Origin of the sequence: Nostoc sp. (assembly GCF_036917195.1) — a bacterium.
Lineage (GTDB): Bacteria > Cyanobacteriota > Cyanobacteriia > Cyanobacteriales > Nostocaceae > Nostoc.
Map to the genome: position 1 here is coordinate 12,963 of NZ_JBALDG010000014.1, position 20,998 is coordinate 33,960.

At 42.2% G+C, this 20,998-nt stretch carries 19 protein-coding genes; 9 read left to right on the top strand and 10 right to left on the bottom strand.

Features of this window, described 5'->3' with window-relative positions; all coding sequences use genetic code 11:
* The first annotated feature begins 1 nt into the window (after position 1).
* Complete coding sequence (locus tag V7K40_RS04860; RefSeq protein WP_334957246.1) at positions 2-1,429, top strand: WGR domain-containing protein; 1,428 nt, start codon at positions 2-4, stop codon at positions 1,427-1,429.
* A gap of 418 nt (positions 1,430-1,847) precedes the next feature.
* The gene (locus tag V7K40_RS04865; protein WP_334957248.1) at positions 1,848-2,906 is read left to right on the top strand and encodes a glycosyltransferase family 4 protein; all 1,059 of its coding nucleotides are present in this window, start codon (positions 1,848-1,850) and stop codon (positions 2,904-2,906) included.
* Between the two features lie 100 nt (positions 2,907-3,006).
* Here the strand turns inward: V7K40_RS04865 and V7K40_RS04870 are convergent, their stop codons facing one another.
* Positions 3,007-3,669 (bottom strand): hypothetical protein, encoded by a 663-nt coding sequence (locus tag V7K40_RS04870; protein WP_334957250.1) that lies wholly within the window; start codon positions 3,667-3,669, stop codon positions 3,007-3,009.
* 663 nt (positions 3,670-4,332) lie between these two features.
* Between V7K40_RS04870 and V7K40_RS04875 the strand changes: the two genes are divergently transcribed.
* Positions 4,333-4,983 carry a hypothetical protein gene (locus tag V7K40_RS04875; RefSeq protein WP_334957252.1) on the top strand — a complete coding sequence of 217 codons (651 nt, stop codon included), beginning with the start codon at positions 4,333-4,335 and terminating at the stop codon, positions 4,981-4,983.
* A 274-nt stretch (positions 4,984-5,257) separates the two neighbouring features.
* On the opposite strand, the gene V7K40_RS04880 is transcribed toward V7K40_RS04875, so the two are convergent.
* Both V7K40_RS04880 and V7K40_RS04885 read right to left on the bottom strand, forming a co-directional pair.
* Positions 5,258-8,551: an efflux RND transporter permease subunit gene (locus tag V7K40_RS04880; protein ID WP_334957254.1), complete on the bottom strand. Its 3,294-nt coding sequence runs from the start codon at positions 8,549-8,551 to the stop codon at positions 5,258-5,260.
* A 75-nt stretch (positions 8,552-8,626) separates the two neighbouring features.
* Complete coding sequence (locus V7K40_RS04885) at positions 8,627-10,138, bottom strand: efflux RND transporter periplasmic adaptor subunit (protein ID WP_334957256.1); 1,512 nt, start codon at positions 10,136-10,138, stop codon at positions 8,627-8,629.
* A gap of 524 nt (positions 10,139-10,662) precedes the next feature.
* Here V7K40_RS04885 and V7K40_RS04890 point away from each other — a divergent pair.
* A complete protein-coding gene (locus tag V7K40_RS04890; protein WP_334957258.1) occupies positions 10,663-11,202 on the top strand; it encodes a phycobiliprotein lyase in 540 nt (179 codons plus the stop codon).
* Between the two features lie 266 nt (positions 11,203-11,468).
* Positions 11,469-11,789, top strand: a complete 321-nt coding sequence (locus V7K40_RS04895; protein WP_334957260.1) for an RNA-binding protein — start codon at positions 11,469-11,471, stop codon at positions 11,787-11,789.
* A 120-nt stretch (positions 11,790-11,909) separates the two neighbouring features.
* On the opposite strand, the gene V7K40_RS04900 is transcribed toward V7K40_RS04895, so the two are convergent.
* The 5 genes from V7K40_RS04900 to V7K40_RS04920 all read right to left on the bottom strand — a co-directional run bounded on the left by V7K40_RS04900 (position 11,910) and on the right by V7K40_RS04920 (position 16,692).
* A complete protein-coding gene (locus V7K40_RS04900) occupies positions 11,910-12,293 on the bottom strand; it encodes a DUF4440 domain-containing protein (protein WP_334957262.1) in 384 nt (127 codons plus the stop codon).
* Between the two features lie 65 nt (positions 12,294-12,358).
* Complete coding sequence (locus tag V7K40_RS04905; RefSeq protein ID WP_334957264.1) at positions 12,359-12,601, bottom strand: hypothetical protein; 243 nt, start codon at positions 12,599-12,601, stop codon at positions 12,359-12,361.
* 266 nt (positions 12,602-12,867) lie between these two features.
* Entirely contained in the window at positions 12,868-13,023 is a 156-nt protein-coding gene (locus V7K40_RS04910) for a hypothetical protein (protein ID WP_334957266.1), read from the bottom strand.
* A 124-nt stretch (positions 13,024-13,147) separates the two neighbouring features.
* The gene (locus tag V7K40_RS04915) at positions 13,148-14,860 is read right to left on the bottom strand and encodes a diflavin flavoprotein (protein WP_334957268.1); all 1,713 of its coding nucleotides are present in this window, start codon (positions 14,858-14,860) and stop codon (positions 13,148-13,150) included.
* A 107-nt stretch (positions 14,861-14,967) separates the two neighbouring features.
* Positions 14,968-16,692 carry a diflavin flavoprotein gene (locus V7K40_RS04920; RefSeq protein ID WP_334957270.1) on the bottom strand — a complete coding sequence of 575 codons (1,725 nt, stop codon included), beginning with the start codon at positions 16,690-16,692 and terminating at the stop codon, positions 14,968-14,970.
* A gap of 110 nt (positions 16,693-16,802) precedes the next feature.
* Between V7K40_RS04920 and V7K40_RS04925 the strand changes: the two genes are divergently transcribed.
* The 3 genes from V7K40_RS04925 (at position 16,803) to V7K40_RS04935 (ending at position 18,510) form a co-directional block, all read left to right on the top strand.
* The gene (locus tag V7K40_RS04925; protein ID WP_334957272.1) at positions 16,803-17,636 is read left to right on the top strand and encodes a pantothenate kinase; all 834 of its coding nucleotides are present in this window, start codon (positions 16,803-16,805) and stop codon (positions 17,634-17,636) included.
* Positions 17,637-17,663: 27 nt separating this feature from the next.
* The gene (locus V7K40_RS04930; protein WP_334957274.1) at positions 17,664-17,912 is read left to right on the top strand and encodes a hypothetical protein; all 249 of its coding nucleotides are present in this window, start codon (positions 17,664-17,666) and stop codon (positions 17,910-17,912) included.
* A 64-nt stretch (positions 17,913-17,976) separates the two neighbouring features.
* Positions 17,977-18,510 carry a hypothetical protein gene (locus V7K40_RS04935; protein ID WP_334957276.1) on the top strand — a complete coding sequence of 178 codons (534 nt, stop codon included), beginning with the start codon at positions 17,977-17,979 and terminating at the stop codon, positions 18,508-18,510.
* A gap of 107 nt (positions 18,511-18,617) precedes the next feature.
* Here the strand turns inward: V7K40_RS04935 and V7K40_RS04940 are convergent, their stop codons facing one another.
* Both V7K40_RS04940 and V7K40_RS04945 read right to left on the bottom strand, forming a co-directional pair.
* The gene (locus tag V7K40_RS04940) at positions 18,618-19,430 is read right to left on the bottom strand and encodes an alpha/beta hydrolase (protein WP_334957278.1); all 813 of its coding nucleotides are present in this window, start codon (positions 19,428-19,430) and stop codon (positions 18,618-18,620) included.
* 83 nt (positions 19,431-19,513) lie between these two features.
* The gene (locus tag V7K40_RS04945) at positions 19,514-20,008 is read right to left on the bottom strand and encodes an NUDIX hydrolase (RefSeq protein ID WP_334797961.1); all 495 of its coding nucleotides are present in this window, start codon (positions 20,006-20,008) and stop codon (positions 19,514-19,516) included.
* A gap of 615 nt (positions 20,009-20,623) precedes the next feature.
* On the opposite strand from V7K40_RS04945, the gene V7K40_RS04950 reads away from it, so the two are divergent.
* The gene (locus V7K40_RS04950; RefSeq protein WP_334957280.1) at positions 20,624-20,917 is read left to right on the top strand and encodes a hypothetical protein; all 294 of its coding nucleotides are present in this window, start codon (positions 20,624-20,626) and stop codon (positions 20,915-20,917) included.
* The last annotated feature ends 81 nt before the right edge of the window (positions 20,918-20,998 follow it).

Genomic DNA, 20,998 nt, shown 5'->3' on the forward strand with positions numbered 1-20,998 from the left:
TATGCCTGAAGAAAAAACATATTTAGAGCTTTCAGAAGTAGATGGAGGCTCTCATAAATTCTATGAAGTTATAGTTAATGATACTCAATTAACTATCCGCTATGGTCGGATTGGTGACTTAGGACAAACTCAGACTAAAAGTTACCCTACCTCGGACAAAGCGAAAGCAGAAGCAACTAAGAAAATTAAAGAAAAGCTGGGTAAAGGTTATGAAGTGGCGATTTTAGGTGTTCGTCAAAAGCGGACTGTGACACGACGCCAAATCAGCAGTACCACTTCAACAGCAAAACAAGCCCCGATTGTGTGGAAATTTGCTTCTACTTCTGCTGCTTATGGGATTTTTATCGATGCTAAAGGTTGTTGGGTAGGTAATCAAGCTGGGAATATTTTTGCTTTAAATCATCAGGGAAAAGTTATCAATCAGTTTAAACTTCCTGATGGGGTCAAATGTTTAGTCGCTGATGATATTTGGATTTATGCCGGCTGTGATGATGGTAATGTCTACGACTTAACTGGGAAATTACCACGTTTGACTTACAAGATTGATGAGCAGGTGGATATTTTTTGGTTAGATATTAAAGATGGCTTATTGGCAGTTTCTGATGCTAATGGCGGTGTGACGACAATTGAGCATGATGATGAGTCGCAGTGGACTCGTTTGAGTCAAGGTGATTCTGGCTGGATGGTACGTTGTGACGAATCCGGTGTCTATCACGGTCATAGCAAAGGCGTTACGATGTACGATAACAAGGAAGGTCGAGTGCTGTGGCATCACAAAACTCAAGGTAGCGTACTATTTGGCTGGCAGGAAGCGTCGGTTGTTTATGCAGGCACAAGCGACTATAAAGTTTACAGCTTTAGCAAAAAGGGTAAGGTTGGCTCAGTTTACAAGTGTGATGCGGCAGTTTACTCTTGTGCGACTGCACTCAATGGGGAGTATGTGTTTGCTGGTGATAACAGTTCTTCAATTTATTGCTTCAATCAGGTAGGTGAACGTCTGTGGAAGCTTGCTACTGGTTGCGGTTCGGCTTTATCTATGCAGTTCTTCGACGATCGCATTTACATTGTTACAACTGATGGCACTCTAGCTTGTATTGATGCTAGTGAAACTGCCATTGCAGCCGCTCAAACTGGAACAGTTCCCGAAGCAACTATTATTAAAGCGCCAAAGGGTGAAGCAGCTAAACCTTCTGCTGTTCTGGAAACAGCAACAGACACAAGCTCTGGAGTAGTTGTTGAGTGCTATCTTGAAGGCACTCAACTAAGAGTTCGTGTTGTTTCCCCAGGATATAATCCAAGCTGGAAAGTGCAATTTCCTAAAGATATTCGTACTGAAGGTGAGCGCTATCTTGTTCAAGAAGTACGCGAATCGACACGCGGTGGTTTCTACCGTGCGTATGGTGAGATTCAGAAATTGAGCCAGCAATAAGTTTGGAAAAATTTGGTTGTTTAAGTATTAAGTAAGCATTTAGAAGTTATAAACACACAGCCAAAATTGGAGCGATCGCTGTGTTGAATGGTGTCCATATGTCTGCTGTGCTGTAGTAAAGTCCGATGCCAGGGTATTAGCTTATGCTGGTCATAGCCATTGGGGAATACAAAATAAGGCTATAGCGACTGAAATAGCAGATTCGGTCTTCAGAATTTTGGAGTTTTACCCCGATTTATCGAGCCGTTACTGAATAAATCTTTAAGCTAAGTAACTGGTTATAAGCGCTCTTAGTCAGTAGCAAGTGGTTAATTTTACGTACTACTGACTACTCTTGAGTTGTCGCTGAAGACTTCAATAATTATGTTGATTTACACCCAGTTACTTATCTTGATTTTTTATACATATTTCAAAGATTATGCGAATCATACATATTTTGAACCACGTTCAAGAAATAGGTAACGGTATTGTGAATGTGGCTGTGGATCTGGCTTGTTTACAGGCAAAATCTGGTCATGAGGTAGCGGTTATTTCTGCTGGTGGTGAATATGAGAAATTACTAAAGATGTATGGTGTCAAACACTACCAACTAGACCAAACTAGGAAACCGATAAATATTATCAAAGCAGCTGGGCGTTATCGAGCGATCGCAGCAGAATTTCAGCCGGATATTGTTCATGCACATATGATGACAGGAGTTATACTAGCACGCATTTTTAAAGGGCATAAATATGCTTTAGTTTCCACAGTCCACAACGAATTTCAGCGTTCTAGCCTGCTGATGGGTTTAGCTGACAGGGTAATTGCCGTTAGCAAGGCTGTGCGAATATCTATGGCAAGGCGTGGTATCCTAGAAAACAAGTTGCGGGTAGTATGTAATGGAACTTTGGGCAGCCCCCGCACCCGACAAATACAAGATTATCAACCTTTAGTGTTACAACGTCCAGCGATCGCTACCGTAGCCGGAATGTATCAACGCAAAGGAATCAGTGAGTTAATCGCTGCCTTTGAACAAATTGCCTCAGATTTTCCCCAAGCGCACCTTTATTTAGTAGGAAATGGCCCTGATAAACAGCTATTTGAAGCACAAGCACAAGCAACTTTTGTAAAAGAACGCATTCATTTTGAAGGCTTCCAGCCGGAACCTCAACGCTATCTTATTTCTTGTGACATATTTGTGTTAGCTTCTCACCGTGACCCTTGCCCCCTGGTACTTTCCGAAGCTAGGGAAGCTGGAACTGCGATCATTGGCACTCAGGTAGACGGGATTCCTGAAGCTTTGGACAATGGGCAAGCAGGTCTTTTAGTCCCAGCAAAAGATAGTAATGCTTTGGCTGGGGTTTTAGTGCAATTACTGAGTAATCCCGATATGCTGCACGAGTGGAAACAGCGGGCAAATCAAAACCTAGAGTGGCTGAGTGTTGCCCGCGTCCATCAGGAAACACTGGCAGTGTATCGTGAATTAATTATAGAGTGAGGACATTGGGCACTTGTACTGAGCGGCGTCGTTGGCGCAGCCTCTCGTAGAGAAGTATTAGTGATTGTCAGTTATGTTGTACTAGTCCCCCGTAACAGCGTTAACAGTGTAGTGATCGCTTTAGTTTTAAAGCTACGCCTAAAGCGCCAAAGAGCAGTACACTCAAAACGCTAGTTGATTCAGGAACAGCGGTATAATAACTAGCCACTCTGATCGGCCCATCTTTATCCGCTTTCTCTGGTGGCACTGATGGAATGATTCCAGCACCTGGCGCTAGATTGGGCAGGGTAGCAAATGGATTGTAAAACAGGGTTCCGTTTGGGATTACGCCACCACTAAAAGTGATGATGTTATCTTTGACGGTAACGTCTGTAAAAATATTCTTTAGTTCAGGGTTATTAGAGTAACCAATCTTGCCATCTCCATTAACATCTCCCCATTCCACTGGTTCATTATCAAATGGTGGCGTAGAATTCTGATTACTATAGGATAGCGTTTTTAAATCAAAGACTAAGCTATTTATATCGTATCCGGTGGCATTGAGAAAGTTATTAGCTACATCTGGGACACCATATTCTACTATTTGCCCTGGTTGATATTCTGGCCCAAGGGTTCTTGGCTTTTTCGTATCGAGTATGTCTTGATTTTTAGTCGTTACAATCGGTTCTACCAAGATGAAGGCTTTTGCTGGTGTCAAAGACAAAAAACTAATTCCTGCTGCTCCTAGAACAGACAAGGCTATTTTGGTTGCTATTGTAGTCATATTTCTGTCCTTTTGATATTGATTGAGAGAATGCGATACCGCGTAGGTTAAATCAAACAGCAAAACTCACTTTTAAACTGCTATCTACCTGCTGGATAAATAGTGGTTAATATGTGCCTGTTGACTGAGTTTAGATTTACTCATAGGTTGATTTATAAAGCAATTCTTGTAATGCTTTATCACCATAACTAGTAATTTCACGCAATCTTTATAAAAAATCTAAGTCAGAACTTATGTGTTGACAGATTAGACAATATGTGAAATTAAAAAAATTGATTTAGATTCTCAGTGTGCAAGTATACTGACAAAATTTAATTTGTCGTTAGGATGCCAACTATGAAATGGTTAAATATTTTTTGTTCTCTTGATAAGTGCCTGCTGGGACATTTATTACTAAAGTAAAGTTGACGTTTATTGTTAAAGTCACACTACGTCTTTGAACTATCAAAAATACATTATTGTCATCGCCGTTGTTTACACCGACTAGGGACAATAGCGCTAATAAAGGATATTTCAACTAAAAACATTCACGCATGAGTTTGGACACACTTTAGCCCTTGCTCACGTCACTAATGGTTCTGTTGAGGTTATGACGTCAGCGCCATTTGGTTTAGGTGTACAGGCATCCGATAAAGCGAATTTAAAAGCGAAATGGGGGAACTGATGAAAAAGAGAATTTATTTTACAACTATTGCAGCGATCACTGTCTTTGATGCTGCTCTAGTTACTGCAAACAATACAACCAATTCGTTAGCACAAAGTACCGAGAAAGTATCTGCAAGTACTGAAATGATTGAGGGTTTGACAGTTACAAGAACAGAGGGGAGTATTATTGTACCAAAAGATGTAGAGGATTTAATTGCAAAATCAGATATTATCGCTATTGGAAAACCAACACAATCGATCACGGAAAGTACACCCTTAATTCAACGTGATTTTGGGGGTTACGTTACTGAAGCAATCTCCCAAACTAAATTTAAAGTACAACGTGTGCTGAAAGGTGCGTCATATTCTGACACGCTATTGATCGGACAACAAGCAGCTATAGTTGCAGACAGGATCACTGCTAAAAGTTTTCTTCAGGTATTTGACGATTACCAACCGTTAGTCAAGAATGCGAAATATATTCTTTTCCTTAAGAAAGGTTTGAATGGTAGTCCATTATATTTTCCTGTAGGAGTTTATTACGGCAAATTCAATGTTGATGGCATAGACCAAGCTGAAAATAAAATAGAAAATTCAGATTTTAAGTTGATACGAAAGGACGTAATTGAAAGATTTAAGGAGATTATAGACCAGATGTCAGCTAGTTAACGATGCTACAAGCTTTACTTTAAAGCAAGTAAAGGGCTTGTTATTGTTTAATAACTCCCTCTCCCCACCCATCACTATATTCCAACCAGCCCTTTGCCAGTTTTGCCCTGACGAAGGGCTATAAAATGCTCTTAAAATCCTCTGGATTAAACATCATGGAGGTAGGGCAAGTTGGGTTATGGGCAATGGATGGAGGAGTTGGGGAGAAACAAACTTGATAAGGAAGGTTGAGTATTAAAAGAGGGATAGTTTTGTATTAATCCCTCTCAGGAACTCAAATAAATTTTTTCGTAAATCTACGTAACCGGATAAACACTGGCTTCGCCCAATTCCCACCTAGCAAATCGTGCAGCAGGATATAAAAACAGGGGATGATAAATAGTGTCAGCATTGTTGCGATCGCCATCCCAAAGAAAACTACAATTCCTAAAGGCTGCAAAAACTCAGAACCTTCGCCAATACCCAACGCCAAAGGGAACAGTCCCAAGATAGTGGTGACTGTGGTCATGATAATTGGGCGCAAGCGTTGAGGAGCAGCTTTCATGATCGCAATCTGGCGAGTACAACCTTCTTCATCCCGAATTTGATTTGCCAGTTCGACCATTAGAATCCCTGCGTTCACCACAATTCCCACCAGCAGCACAACGCCAACAATTACAGTTGCGCCAATTGCAGTTTTGGTAATGTAAAGTCCAAAAATTCCCCCAGCTAACGCCAGTGGTACGGTGAACATAATTACCAGTGGGTCAATCAGCGAATTGTATTGCACCGCCATGACTACAAAGATTAAGAATGTTGCCAACGCCCCCAAAGTTTTTAAAGCATCCTGAAGTTGCTGATTAGTTTCTTGGGCAGAACTAGGCACAATTGAAACGCCATCAGGTAAGTCTACGTCCTTGAGTACCTTATTGACTTCTGCGATCGCTTCACCAAGACTAGCTCCCTCGCTGAGATTACCTGCCACAATAAAAGCTTGGCGCTGATTAATCCGTTGCACCTCACCAGGCGCTTGACCTTCTTGAATGTTTGCAACATCTGAGAGGCGGATTAGGTGATTATTTTGTGTAAATAGTGGTAATTGCTCTAGCTGGGAAGGACGCTGGATGGCTTGTTTATTTAGCTGCACCCGGACATCAACTAAACGATTACCGCGTTGAATTTGCGTGGGAACTGAACCTTCAATTGCTGTTTGAACTGTTGCACCAATTTGCCCGGCGCTCAACCCTAAAGCCGAAACCCTTTCCCAGTCGGGGCGAATTTGGATTTCCGGTTGTCGGGGGTCGGCATCTGGTCGGAATGTTGCTAATTTTGCCCTTTCCTGCAATGCTTGCAGCACTTGCGCCCCTGCTTGGGTTAAATTTTCTTCATTTTCACCTTGCAGAATCACATCAACTTCTGACCCTTGCACTGGAGAATTACTCAAGATTAAACCCCGCACCTGACCAGGATTAAGGCGCAGCAGAATTCCTGCTAAGTTGAGTTTGTTAAATTCTTGAGTTACTTTTTTGACGAAGGCTTCGACATCTGTGCCTGGTTTTAGATTAATGGTGCTATTAGCACGTAAAGGATTTTCTGTAGTATTGCTGCCAAATAAATTACCACCCACGGTTGTGAAAGCAGACTCAGTTTCTGGTTGTTTGAGCAAAATGTCATCGACAATTTGCATAACTTTTTCAGAAGTTGCTAAAGGTGTACCTGGAGGAAACTGCGCTCTCAAGTTAGCTTGACCAGTACTGATCCGGGGTAGAATTTCTTGAGGAATTTGACCAAACATAAAAAAGCTGCTACCGCCTAAAATTACCAAAGCAGCGGTGACTACGAGGAGCCGATAGCGTAAAACTCTGGTTAAGAAGTTACCGTATAAGAGCGTAGCATCTTCAAATCGGTGATTAAACTGTCTAAGCAGCCAAAATTCACTGATCCGACTAGACCAGGGAATTCCCAAAAGTCGAGAAGACAGCATCGGCACTATTGTGATCGCGACGACAAGGGATGCTGCTACTGCGAAGCTAATTGTCAGAATCAGTTCATTAAATAGCAGGGCAATAAAGCCGCCAATTAAGAGAAATGGGACTACAGAAACTAAGTTGGCACCTGTAGCAGCAACTAAAGCAGATTCTACTTCTTGGGAAGCATTAATGGCGCTGTCAATAAAGAATTTTGAATTTCTCCCCTTCTCCTCTTCACTTCTCTGTCTCTGATTGGGAGTCATCCCAGCTTTTTCGGAAATGTTCTCCAAGATTACAACCGATGTATCAATTGCTTGACCAACTCCTAATGTCAGACCGGCCAAACTAAATACATTTAAAGTCAGGCCAAATATTTTCATCATCGCGATCGCTGCCAGAGTACACAGCGGAATCGTCAAACTGATAATCAATGTTTGCCTGAATGATCCCAAAAATAATAACACTGCTACTGCTGCTAACAATGCCCCAGAAATCCCCGAAAAGATGACATCATTTAAAGAATTGCGGATGAAGAGAGATTCATCCGTGGTGGGACTCAAAGTCATGTCTGCTGGAATTAAACCCGATTGTCGTAATTGTTCAATTCGCCGCTTCACAGCATCTACAACTGTGATTGTGTTGGCCTCCGGTTGCTTTTGGACTGAAAATTTCACCGCAGGCTGACGGTTGAGGTAAACAAATAATCGCTGGTCTTCTGTGTCGTCAATTACCTCTGCAAAGTCTCGCAAATAAACGCGCCGGGGAGGTGCAGGGGTACTAGTAGAAGTAGTAGTGGTATTACTGCTATTAGTAGTATTCGCGGTAGCAGGGGAAGCGGAGGAAACTTCCAAGGAAAGGTTTTCAATTTCCCTGGCATTTTGGAAACGTCCTACAGTCCGAGTCAATGGCTCAGAATTTTGTCCCAGAATCCGACCACCAGAAGTATCTTGGTTACGGGCTGTTAATTCATTTAATACATCATTTAATCCCACACCCAAAGCTTGCAATCGGTTTAAGTCAACAAGCACTCGTACTTCTTCCTCAGCACCGCCAGATACATCAACTGAGGCGACCCCTGGCACTACACTGAGTTCACGTGTTAACTCTTCATCAGCAAATACGCGTAAATCTTTACCTGGCAGAGAAGAAGATGTCAACGCCAATTCATAAACCGGCAATTGAGAGGGATCGACTTTAAATAAGCGCGGCTCCTCTATCGTATCTGGCAGTTCTCCTCGACCTCGGTTAAAAGCAGCAGTAGCATCGTTTAAGGCTTGGTCAATATCGCCCCCTGGTTGAAAGTATAAATCGAGGCTTACTTGTCCTTCACGAGTTCGGGAAAAAACTTGCACTACATTCTCGGTTGCCGATAAAGCTTCTTCCAAGGGTCTGGTGATTTCATCTACTGCTACTTCTGGGGAAATACCAGGGGCTTCTAGCCGAACACCAATTCGTGGATAGGTAATTGACGGTAGAAGATCGACTTGAATAGTTGTCAGAAAAAATACCCCAATGACAATTACTGCCACGGTAAGCATGAGTGTACCAATGTGTTGGCGAATAGCGATCGCACTAAGGCTAAATCTGCCATTGCCATTATTATTATTTACCTGTTGCATGATCCTAAGTGATAAGTGCTAAGTGCTGACTACTGAGTACTTTTTTCATTGGTATGGTGGTTATTGCTCACCCTACTATTGCTTTTCTGAAAGAATTGAAAGACTTACAGTGTCACCTTCTTTTAAGGGCTTACCACTACGAACAACATAGCGTTCTCCCGCTTGCAAACCGGATAAAATTTCCACTCTCCCATCAGCCCTTTTTCCCAACATTACGGCTCGTGCTGTTACCTTCGTTTTGCCTTCTGTGTCTTTGAGGACAAATATTGCTCCACTTTGGTCTTGTGACTTTGCCTCTGCTATACCAGATGTGTTAGATGGAGAAGAGTCCTGCCTTACATTTGTTTGCGTCTCCCCTGTACCCTTGGAGTTCTTATTGCCTGCTTTCTGAATAGCTGTTTGCGGCACTACAACCCGCTGTTGTGTCTGGTTTTCAAAATTGACTCGCGCCAGCAGTCCACTGCCAATCTTGCCTTGAGTGTTGGGAATCACTACCTCTACAGGTATCAAGCGAGCTGTGGCATCGGCTGCTGGAGAAATGCGCGTAACTCTGCCAATTAATGCTTGATCCGGGAAGGCATCTAAGCGCACTTGTACAGACTGTCCAACTTGAATTTGTGCCAGTTCTAATTCCGAAACTTGGACGACGACTTTAACCGTGTTAAAATCGCCAATTTTCAAAACTTCGCTACCTGCTTGCAGAAGATTGCCAGGTTCTGTCACCTTTTGTGTGACTACGCCAGTGATGGGGGATGTGAGTTGAGCGTAAGACCTGCGCTCTTTGGTTTGGGCAACTAATGCCTGTTGGGCCAATACTCTGCCTTGAGCAGCAGCGACGGCTTGCTGTTCTGTACGGACTTGTTCTTGAGCTGCCCGCAATGCCTGGGCGGCTGTTTGCGCCTGGGTACGTGCTCGTTGAGCGACTTGTTCAGCGATCGCTCCAGCTTTGAATAGATTTTGTTGGCGTTGGGAGTCTGCCTGAGCTTGTACCACTTCTAACCGTGCCCGTTCAACATCTGCACGGGCATTGCTTACCTGATTGGTTGTCCTAGCTACTTCTGATTTCAGGGCTGCTAGTTCTGCTTCTGCTTGCTTTAATTCGGTCAAAAGTATGGCATCATCTAACTGCCCGATGTTTTGTCCAAGCTTTACCGGATCGCCCACATCTAAGTTCAAAGCCAATAACCGGGCTTCCACCTGCGATCGCACTGATACAATCCGAAAGGGTATTGTATTACCTGTATATTCTGGTTGTTTTTGCAGCAAATCAGTTCGAGCGATCGCCACATCTACAGCCGTTGCACTACCAGCACCTTGTCCACTACCAGGACTTTGAGATTCTGCATCCGCCGATTCCTTGGGCAGTGATCCGCAATTCGCCATCAGCAGTCCTATGCCCAGCAAACAGGGAATCAATAATATTGATGCAAAAGGAGAAGACACCTTTGTGTGAACGCTACTCTTGACATCTGCGACAGCCAGATCAGTCTTCACAACTGAATCTAACAGGGTATTAATTACCTGGTTAGCGGCTGCGAAAATCTCACTTTTCGCCTGCTTTTGCGGCTTATTTCTGTCCAAAATCATTTATTTTTCTTTTATTTGGGGAGCTTTTGGGATTAAACAGCCGTGCATTACCAAGTAATTTTGAGACATTATGACCAATGAAAAGCGGCGAGAGTCAATTAACTATCTTCTTGCAGAATTATGTATCAAAAATTACTTTTTATCGCAAAAAATTCTCACCACTTTAACTCATTACATCGAGGAGGCAATTTTTTAGCTTTCGATGCAATTATTAATTTAGTATAAATACTTTTAAATTTATTGCAATCTGCCCTTAGTAGAAGACTTGCGTTTCCTGAAGATATCGGACTTTCACGCCCCTACTTCTAAAATGGGCAGTATCAAATAATTATACTTATTTATATAGCAAAACTTAACTATAGTAAAATGCCTAGTAATTTTTACGCTTGATCTAATATATTAAGAATAGTAAAGATAAATTGCTTTTTTTGACGCTGTGATATTTCGCTCAAGCAATTGCATATACAGCAAAGAAAAGGCCGATATCTACTACAGCCATAAATCTTAAATGAGGAAAGTTACGAGTGACATCATTGCTAAAAATTGTACAAACTACAGATGAATCCCAGATTTCGGAATTTTTCCAGGAATCAGCGGGTAAGTGGCGATCGCAACGACGCTATTACACCCTACCTCAGGGAGAAACCAAGGAGATGGAGAGTATAGTTACGATCAATTTTCTAGAGCAGGGCTGTGATGAATTGCAAAAGCTAGCTCAGATGCACGATTTGCCTGATACAGTCAGTTTGATCTGTGGTGCAGCAGTTACATGGGATACGGATGTGCCCAAGACAAAGAAAGAGTCGCAAGGTTCAACGATATTTGGGGCTATGGGAAACATTTTGTATCGCGATCGCGGTTTTGCCATATCCAAACCAGTCACCGCCCAGTATTATTTCTCCAACCCGAAAACACTGTGTTTGCGAACTGAATACAACGGTTCAGTGTTTGAAGAAGAGTTAAAGTTAATTGGCAGCAAATACCGCACCAGACAGACCATCATCTCCCGTGCTGGTGAGCAGTTGATGATTGGTCAATATTTAGAAAAGAGAGTGGAGGATTAGTTTATCGGGTGGGCGTGGCTGGCAGCTATAGCTTCACTCGTTTTGGCACTACCAGCACTTAAGTTATTAACTGCTATATAACTTTTTATAACATTTTGTCAAACTTTACTCCAGAAAATTAGTTGCCATGTCATCATGGGAAGTGAAATGAGAATTAATTCGGCGACAGTGTTTGTTTTTAGTATTGACAGGCTTTTTCCTCTTGGTATTACAGACTTCTCTCCGAAATCTAAATCTCTACAAACTTATGATTTTGGAGACATTTAATGTCAATTTACGTTGGTAACCTCTCCTATGAAGTTACACAAGATGCACTGAGTGCTGTTTTTGCAGAATATGGTTCTGTAAAACGTGTTCAGTTGCCTACTGACCGTGAAACAGGTCGTTTACGCGGCTTTGCTTTCGTGGAAATGAGTTCAGAAGATGAAGAAACAAAAGCCATTGAAGCTCTTGATGGGGCTGAATGGCTGGGTCGTGACCTGAAAGTAAATAAGGCCAAGCCTAGAGAAGACCGAGGTGGTTCCTTCGGTGGAAACCGTGGCGGTGGTGGCGGCGGCTACAACCGTGGTGGTGGTGGTCGCTACTAAGCTAAATAGGCGAAAGCAACTTAGTTGAATCTAGAAAAGGCTCAGGCAGCAATGCTTGAGCCTTTTCTATGCAAAACTAGAACTATGAATAATTTCGGACAGTTGCTAATTACACCGCGCCTATGATTCTTTAACCAGAGTGCCCTGATGAAAAATCATTTTCCATCGATCATTGTTCAATTTCCAGATGGAACTTCGCAGCGAATAAACAGGCTGTTCGCCAGATATATGTCTGACTATACGATAGTTTATTAAAACAACCCCTGTTGCCAAAACTAAGGTTTTGAATTCTGTTATCGCTCTATGAGTCAGGAATTCGATGGGTTCATTCTGCAAGCTGTTGATAATTTGCTGTTTATCGAAAACACGCCGTGAACTTCCGAACTTAATGAACTCGTCAGCAAGTAAGTCCATGATATCTTTAGCTGACTTTCGTACATCCGATTGAAGCAAACGCTCCTTAAATTTACGGGGAAGCGATTCCTGTAAATCGTCTGCTTTCATCTACTTACTGGAGTTGATTAAACTTTTGATAAGACGGCTTGCAACCGTCCGATGCAACGGCGTTGTTAGACTGTCTCGCCGTTTGCGGCTTGTGGCATTGACTCAATTAACGCCCTTAACACTTTGTTGACCGATTCTGGTGTGGTGAAAACCTGAGCTACATCTTCATCTAAGACCACAACTGTTAATTGTTGCGTTCCACTACGGGCAGCAAAGCGATTGGGTTTTGCCTTATGATAATTAAAGCGATACTCAGACTGAAGCTCGTCGTCAGAATTTTGCGATTTTTCAAAGGGTGTTTCGTTCATAATCTTCACGTTCCTTTCGAGTAGCTAGACGGGGGCTGATGATACCGATAGCATTGGAGCGCTCAGTAAAGGAAATCAACAGCAATACCTCTGCCAATTTACGAGAGTGAGTTGATGATGCTTTGACTATTAACTTGTTGTTCTCTGAGATTTGGCAAAAACAATAAGTTTTAAAAATTCCTTTAAGGTTTCCTACAAGGTTTTTTTAACGTATTTCCCGCAGTATAAAGGTTTTGACAGTCTCAGCAACCTTATAAGGTAAACGCTTATATATGGGGATTTTGCCAGATTTTGCCAAAATTTTTGTATCCTCTTATTTTGGCAAAGGTATTGAACAGCAAGAGATTTTGTTGAGAGTGACCAATAATGATTTTTCGCTGCTCATCTATAGAGTGCGCTTGATCATCAAAGATGACTGCCATAATCTGATCCCTAGCAAGTATACCCAAAATCAAAGCACCACACCCCTAACCCCTCCCCGCAAGCGAGGAGGGGAACAATTGTACTAGCAAAAATCGGCTGAGGTTGAAAATTGGCGATGATTGATTAATAATGAGTTGCCGACTTGCGATGATGCACGGCTGTAACGCCATCTTGATTTAGCACTTTGCCACTCTCAACGGTTGCATAAACCAACCAATGATCGCCAGATTCCATCCGGTTTTGTACGGAACATTCTAGATATGCTAGGGCATCCGTAAGTATGGGAGAACCGTTTTCGGCTTCCTGGGCGGCGACATCTGCAAATCGGTCTTGTCCTGGACCGAAGGGTTTGAGGAAGTGCTTCATCAACCCCAAGTGATTACCTTCTTTGAGAATATTGAGGACAAATTTATTGCCGGAGTGTGTCAGTGTTTCTACTGCACGTTCTTTAGCTACAGCTATGGTTAAACCAGGGGGACTAAAGCTAGCTTGAGCTACCCAAGAGGCTAACATGGCACTGGAGCGATCGCCTTCCTTGGCTGTGAGAACGCAAAGAGAACCGACAATCCGACCAACTGCTTGTTCTACACTTGTTGCAGGTTGACTTGGCGATCGCACTTTTCTAGCTTTCTTCAGTGCTTGGGCAAAGTCGGTTCCAGCTTCTTCACATAATTGTAAGGTCGCATCGTTGGGTTTGAATTTTACGCGGATGGTGTCAAAACCAAACCGATAGCCAGCATCTTTCAATTTACCTTCGATTAAATCAACTGCTTCCCCACTCCAGCCAAAAGAACCAAAAACACCAGCGAGTTTATTGTTAGTAGCGGTGGATAATACAATTCCTAAAGCTGTTTGCACGGGTGTGGGTGCATGACCACCGAGGGTAGGAGAACCCATGATGAAACCGCCGGCTTTTTCCACAGCCGCCCGGATTTCTTCTGGTTCAGTAAATTCGCAGTTAATCGATTCTACAGCAACGCCAGCTTTTGTGATCCCACGAGCGATCGCTTGAGCTAATGTGGCTGTATTCCCGTAAGCTGATGCATAAATCAACGCTACTGTCAAGTCAGCAGATGTTTGCTGTTGACTCCATTCCCGATAAGCTTTGGTTAGTTCGATTAAGCCATAGCGTACCAAAGGCCCGTGTCCAGTGGCATACATTCGCACGGGAAAATCGGCAAGTTTATCCAGCGCTGTTTCAACTTGACGGGCATGGGGAGCCATTAGGCAATCAAAATAATAACGCCGATCTTCGTTATATATTTCCCAGCCTTCATCAAATACTTGATCTCCGCAAACATGCGCCCCAAATAATTTATCTGTGTAGAGAATTTCTGTTTGCGGGTCGTAGGTGCAAAGTTGATCTGCATAGCGGGGATTGGGGGTAGGAATAAATTGTAAATTATGCCCATTGCCCAAATCTAGAGTTTCTTCTCCTCGCATGACAAGAATTTGCAAATCTGGATTTTCCAGTGCCCCACGTAAATTTTTTGCCCCCGGATTAGAACAAACAAAAGTGATTTGCGGGGCAATTTTCAACAAAGCTTTTAAAGTCGCAGCGCGGTTGGGGTTGACATGTCCCAAAATTACATAATCTAACTCTTCGACATGAAAACGCTGCTGCAAAGCTTCTAAATAAATTTCCGTAAAGGTTTCCCCTGGAGGGTCAATGATGGCGGTTTTCTCGCTTTCTATTAAATAAGAATTGGCAGTTGTACCCTTAGCAAGAGCATATTCAATTTCAAATCTAAGCCTTGACCAACTGCGCGATCGCAGTATTCTTGTATCTGTAGCTATTGGATAAACTTGAACGTCACGGGGTTTGTTTGTTGACATGGCTTTATTGGGAATTGGGTACTGGTGATTGGGGATTGGGTACTGGATATTGGGTATTTGGAAAACTTTTTCCTAGTTCCCAGTCCCCAATCCCTAGTCCCCAGTCCCTAATAGTGGTTTCCGACTTTACGGTGATGCACAGCAGTCAATGCATCTGGCTTAGAAACCCGTCCGGCGTAGACGGTGCTGTATACTGCCCAATGGTCGCCGCAGTCCATTCTACTGACGACTTCGCACTCCATGTAGGCGAGGGCATTGGTGAGGATGGGGGCACCATTTTCGGCTGGCTGGGTTCTCACACCTTCAAAGCGATCAGCACCTGGGGCGAACCGCTTCAAAAAGTGCTTCATTAGTGGTTGGAAATTACCTTCTTCTAAGATGTTAAGAACAAAGCGATCGCCTACTTGCATGAGTGATTCAATTGCCCGATCTTTGGCGACTGCAATGGAAAATCCCAAGGGTTTGAAGCTGGCTTGATTCACCCAAGAGGCTAGCATGGCACTGGAAACATCACCTTTTTTAGCAGTGATAATATATAGTCCGCCGCTGAGTCTACCGAGTGCTTTATCCAAGTCAGCACCCAGAGATTTCATGACTTTGATACTGCGATCGCGTGTTACCCATTGCCCTAAGTCAGTACCCGCTTCTTCACACAGTTTGTAGGTATTTTCTGTGGGTGTTTGTTTAATCCGAATTGCTGGAAAAACCGTTATCAAACCCAAATTGCGGAATTTACTCACCAACGGATCTATCGGTTCATCATCGCCACCGCCAGTTTCAAACACGCCGATGGCTTGCTTTTCTTTGGCAGATCCTAAAACTGTGCTGAGTGCAGCTTGGATGCTAGAAGCGCCAGAAGCCGGAGGTAGACCAACGACCAGTCCAGCACAGCGGCTAACTAGTTCCCGCAGTTCTTGTAAATCGACTTCAGATCCCAAATCGACAATTTCCACGGCGACACCAGTTTTCCCGATACCGTTGGCAATTGCTTGAGCAAGGCGATCGCTATATCCGTATTCTGAAACGTAAAATATCCCAATTGTTGTTTCTGCCTTGGTTTGTGTTTGGCTCCAAGTGCGGTAACGTCCAATTAGTTCCTCAACATTGTGGGATAATAATGGTCCATGTCCTGTGGCAACCATGTTGATGGTTTTCAATTCCGCCATCCGCTTCAGGGCAGACAGAACTGAGCGTGCATTCGGCCCCATCAAGCAATCATAGTAGTAATGAAAGTCTTCTTCGATAGCCGCCAAGTCTTCATCAAAGGTACTGTCTGAGCAATAGTGCAGCCCAAAGGCATCGCAGGTATAGAGAATTTTGGTTTTGTGGTCAAAGCTGAAAATGGTATCCGGCCAGTGTAAATTTGGAGCAATCACGAATTCAAATTCATGACCATTGCCCAAATCCAAGCGATCGCCATTTTTCACAATCCGCCGTTTGAATGGCTGATGTACCAAATCCTCAAGAAACTGAATCGCCACCCTAGAGCCGACAACAGTAATTTCTGGAGCCATTTGCAGCAAATCTTTCACTAAGCCGCTGTGGTCTGGCTCAGTGTGGCTGATAATCAAATAATCAATCTCTGTTGGCTTGATTAGTCCGGTAAGCGTATCAAAGTATAGTTGACGAAACTTTTCGTGGGAGGTATCAACTAAGGCAGTCTGCTCCCCACGGATAATAAACGAGTTATAAGTAGTACCGTTTTGCAGACCAAACTCAATATCGAAGCGATCGCGATCCCAATCCAAAGAGCGAATAGCCGTCGTCTCTTGAGCGATTTCTACAGTCTGTATGGTGAGCCGTTTTTCAGTTTTTTCGGTGAGCGCTACCATAACTCCCCTCCTTGACAAATTGAGTATTTATTCCTCTGGTTTTATTGTTACACGCCTTGAATGTTAATTTTTATTAAAAAACCTCTGACTGACTTAAAAAAGTTAAAACAGTGAACCCGTATAAGCACCCAGAACAAACAAAGAATGTTTGGCTAGCTTTAGAAATTGGGAATTCTCGCCTGCATTGGGCATTATTTCTAGGGGAGACGCTTTCCTCAGCTTGGGATAGCGACCATCTACCTGAGTCTGTTATACAGCAGTTGGCTGAACGTCAAACCCTCAATGATTTACTAGAAAAAATTTTTCCACCCCATCAGAGAACTGATGAACAAGAAGCACACACAGACAATTCCTTTTGTGCGTCACCGCCTCCCCTTGTCCTCGCCTCCGTAGTTCCCAGTCAAACTGCTATTTGGCAAACTTATCCCAATGTTCGTGTTATTAGCTTAGACCAAGTACCGCTCAAAGGTATGTATCCCACACTAGGAATTGACCGCGCTTTAGCTTTGTGGGGTGCGGGGAAAACTTGGGGTTTTCCAATGTTGGTGATTGATGCTGGGACAGCGCTGACTTTTACGGCTGCGGATGATAATCAGTGTTTGATTGGAGGTGCAATTCTGCCAGGAGTAGGCTTGCAATTTGCGGCTCTCGGTCAAAAAACAGGACAATTACCATTAATAGAAATGCAAAATTTTGCTTCTTTACCAGCACGTTTTGCGCTGAATACTACTGAAGCAATTCAAAGTGGAGTTATTTACACTTTCATAGCTGGAATCAAATATTTTATTGAAGCGTGGTGGCAATTATTTCCTAATGGTAAGATTGCGATGAAAGGAGGCGATCGCACTTTATTACTAAACTATCTACAAGCCTTATATCCGGAAATTGCAGCACCTTTGATTGTAGAACCAAATTTGATTTTTTTGGGGATGTGTTTAGATTAGCTTCATAAAATTTCGTTAGTTAATAAATTGTCTGTTGATAATGTCGCTGCTTACTTCATTACGATCGCAGGGGCGAGTAATTACAATGTTGGCAAACAGTTAAATATTGGTATCGAGTCACAAGATAACCAACATTCATTTATAAACGGAACTTCTGTCGAAAATATCTGGTCTTATCCTGTAGGTGCATCAGGATTTCAGAATTACACTGGAACTGCACCTGTAGCCGCAGAAAATAATAACCGTGGGTGGTATTCGCTTTGGTTTACTGTATAAAATGGGGGACAAAATACTATTCAATTCTTACATCCTTAATAGATTGTAATCAACAGAATAAAAAATGAAAAAGCTTTTGTTTTTAGGTATTTTGGCGATTGGAATCACAATTCCAACGACATCATTATTAGCGCAAAATTCAGTAGATAACCCAGATAACAGTGATCCTCCGGGATTGAGAAGACCCCCTGAATTAAACAAGCCTATTATTCCTGAGCCACCATCACCAACAACACCGACAGAATATCTTTACCCAGATAACAGCGCAAAACCCGTTTTGCAAATGATTACAAAAGAACGTGCGATTGGACAATTAAGACAGGGTTTAAATCTCAAAAATGCACGGCTTGTAACTTACGCCGATTACATCAAATTTAAAAGTAAACTTGGCGGCGATAGCATCGAAAACGCTCAAGTACACCCTAACCGCCGTGTTTGGTTAGTTGAAATTGACGCACCAAATGGGATTGATGTAGCACAACGAGTCCGTGATGAAAAAACACCACGTCTAGAAAAATTTAAAAAATCGAAAATTTTAATGGTAGTGGATGCAGAAACTGGAGATAGACTAAGCATCGATATCGCAGAAAATCAATAACTTAAATTTTGACCTAGCTATTATATCGACTCTGACGTTTATTTAATTAATATAAATAAACGTTTTTTTATATATATAAGTTTTCTGAACCCGCTTGACTCTAATTACTAATTTCCTTTAATAAAATCCCGAATCTCGATCGCCACGACTCCAGCACAAGATTCTGGTAAATCGTTTCCGGCATGGGTAATCATTTTCAACTCGACTTTCGGCATTAGTTGAGCATAAACCCGGCTCTTGGCTAAAGCATCTGCTGTATCTTGGCCACCTTGTAAAATAAAAACCGGGACATCTATCATGTAAAGCTGCTTTTGCACTAATTCCGCTTCAATTTCTGCTTGTCGCCGTTTGAAAAGTAATTGGCAACCTATAGGATACGGCAATAGCGCCTGACGCAGCTGCAAGTCTTGTGCAATTTTTTCATGCCAACCTAAGATTTTAGTCAAAGGAGTGAGCGATCGCAACAATTTAACTATTAGTGGTGGATAGTTCAGTAATCGCCGCATCTTTTGGTAATACTGTTCTTGTCCTCCTATTTCTACGCCCTCTGGTGCTAGCAGTACCACACCATCAACTTTCTCTGGATACTTTAAAGCATAGCTAGCAGCAATCCAACCCCCAAGAGAATGCCCTACTAAATACACCTTTTCTAGCTTGACAGCTTGCACAAATTCAGCTAAACACTCTACTTGTAAATCTATCGAATGGTGGATATTAGGATTCTCTGACTCACCAAACCCTAACAAATCAGGTGCGAAGCAATGGAAATCTTGTGCAAGAGACTCCATCACAGATAACCATTGACTGCTCTCATTCCAAGCACCATGTAAAAAAATTACAGGAGTTTTTTCACCGACTTCACGCCAGAATATCAGCCCTTGAGAGAGCTTTCTCCGGGAGTTACGGAATAGTGTACCCATTTTATTTAGTAGTTAACTTTTAGCACCATAATTAATAGTCATTAGCATCTGACAAAAGACAAATGACTAATGACAAAATATTATTATGCCAATGTTGTCAAACCCTTCAAGTAGTCTTGCAACTGCCGAGTATGATCGTGAGACATTTGTCCTAAAGGTAAAAAATTGGGACAGAAAGCTTGGATTTCCATGACTTCTAAAGTATCCTGAATTTCCATTGTCCCATGTACCTCAGCTTCAACCACAATACAAATTGAGTGGATTCTGGGATCACGGTCTGGTGCAGAGTAAACTCCTACCAAACGGTTAATTTTCACCAATTCTAGCCCGGTTTCCTCCATCAATTCCCGGTGGACTGTGTTGGGAATATCTTCTCCCCAATCTACTATCCCTCCAGGCAATGCCCAAAGACCATCATCACGTCGCCGGATCAGTACTATCTGACCATCGGGTAAAATTGGGATGATACTAGTGCCAGTAATGGGATGACGAAATATGATACCCAATACTGTTTGTCCAATACGCCATAAGCTACGTGTGGACTGCACAGCTGCCGGAAAAAAAGCAATAACGTTCAATCTTTAAAATTTCTATGTTGTATTATATAGTTCCCTACCACTTACATAGGCTCAACTAATAAAATTTTTGTTGAGTTTTGTTTTATACAAAAATGTTTGTGGTTTGAGATTTAATTCTCACGATTTACGTAGAATATTATTAATACTAACATCAAGTTTCAAGAGAAGCACTATATTCATATATACATGATATTTTTTAATTCAGAAAAATTTTCAGTTTATAACTAACATTAGCCTTGCCCAAACCAGCTATCACTAATAGTTTTTCAGCATACATTCAAAAAATTAATCTGAATAATGAGTCTAAATTCGGAATTCTGAAGAGACAATTAAGCGGCGTTTGACATTGCCACCTAATTCTTGATAATGTTGAATCTATCCCACTAAAAATATTTTGTAAATCCAGATGTAAATGATAGCAAGATCAATAAATACTTCAAAATAAACCTTTTGATGCTCCCATCTAAGTCTTTCAAGAGTTAATTAGCTTGTAATAAGGGCTGAAGGCCTGGTTATATGCAACTTAAATGCTCATTAACTTAAGCTTAATATACGAAAACTCTCTATAAGAACCGCGATCGCTTTTGACACGCCAAAAGCGATCGCACAACTTCTATGAAAAATCTAGCTCTACGATCTGCCATAGTCCTCGCCACCATATCTGGATTGGTTTTCCAGACAATGCAACCTGCCTCTGCTTTAACTTGGAAGTGGAATTATTCTGGTACTGGTATAGAGGCAATTGGTACTTTTACCACTGATAACACCCCTGACGATTTGGGTTTTTATCATATTTTGGGAATTACTGGTACACGAAATCGTGAAACAATTACTGGTCTGCAACCTGTAGGGACTCCAATACCAGGAAACGAACCTTTTGATGTTGATAATTTAGTTAGCGCGACTTAAACAAAAATTAAGCCCAAATAAAGCCCAAACTAGCTTTGTAAGCAGCAAACACGTCACGGTTGAGAGTCAACCAATCAAAAA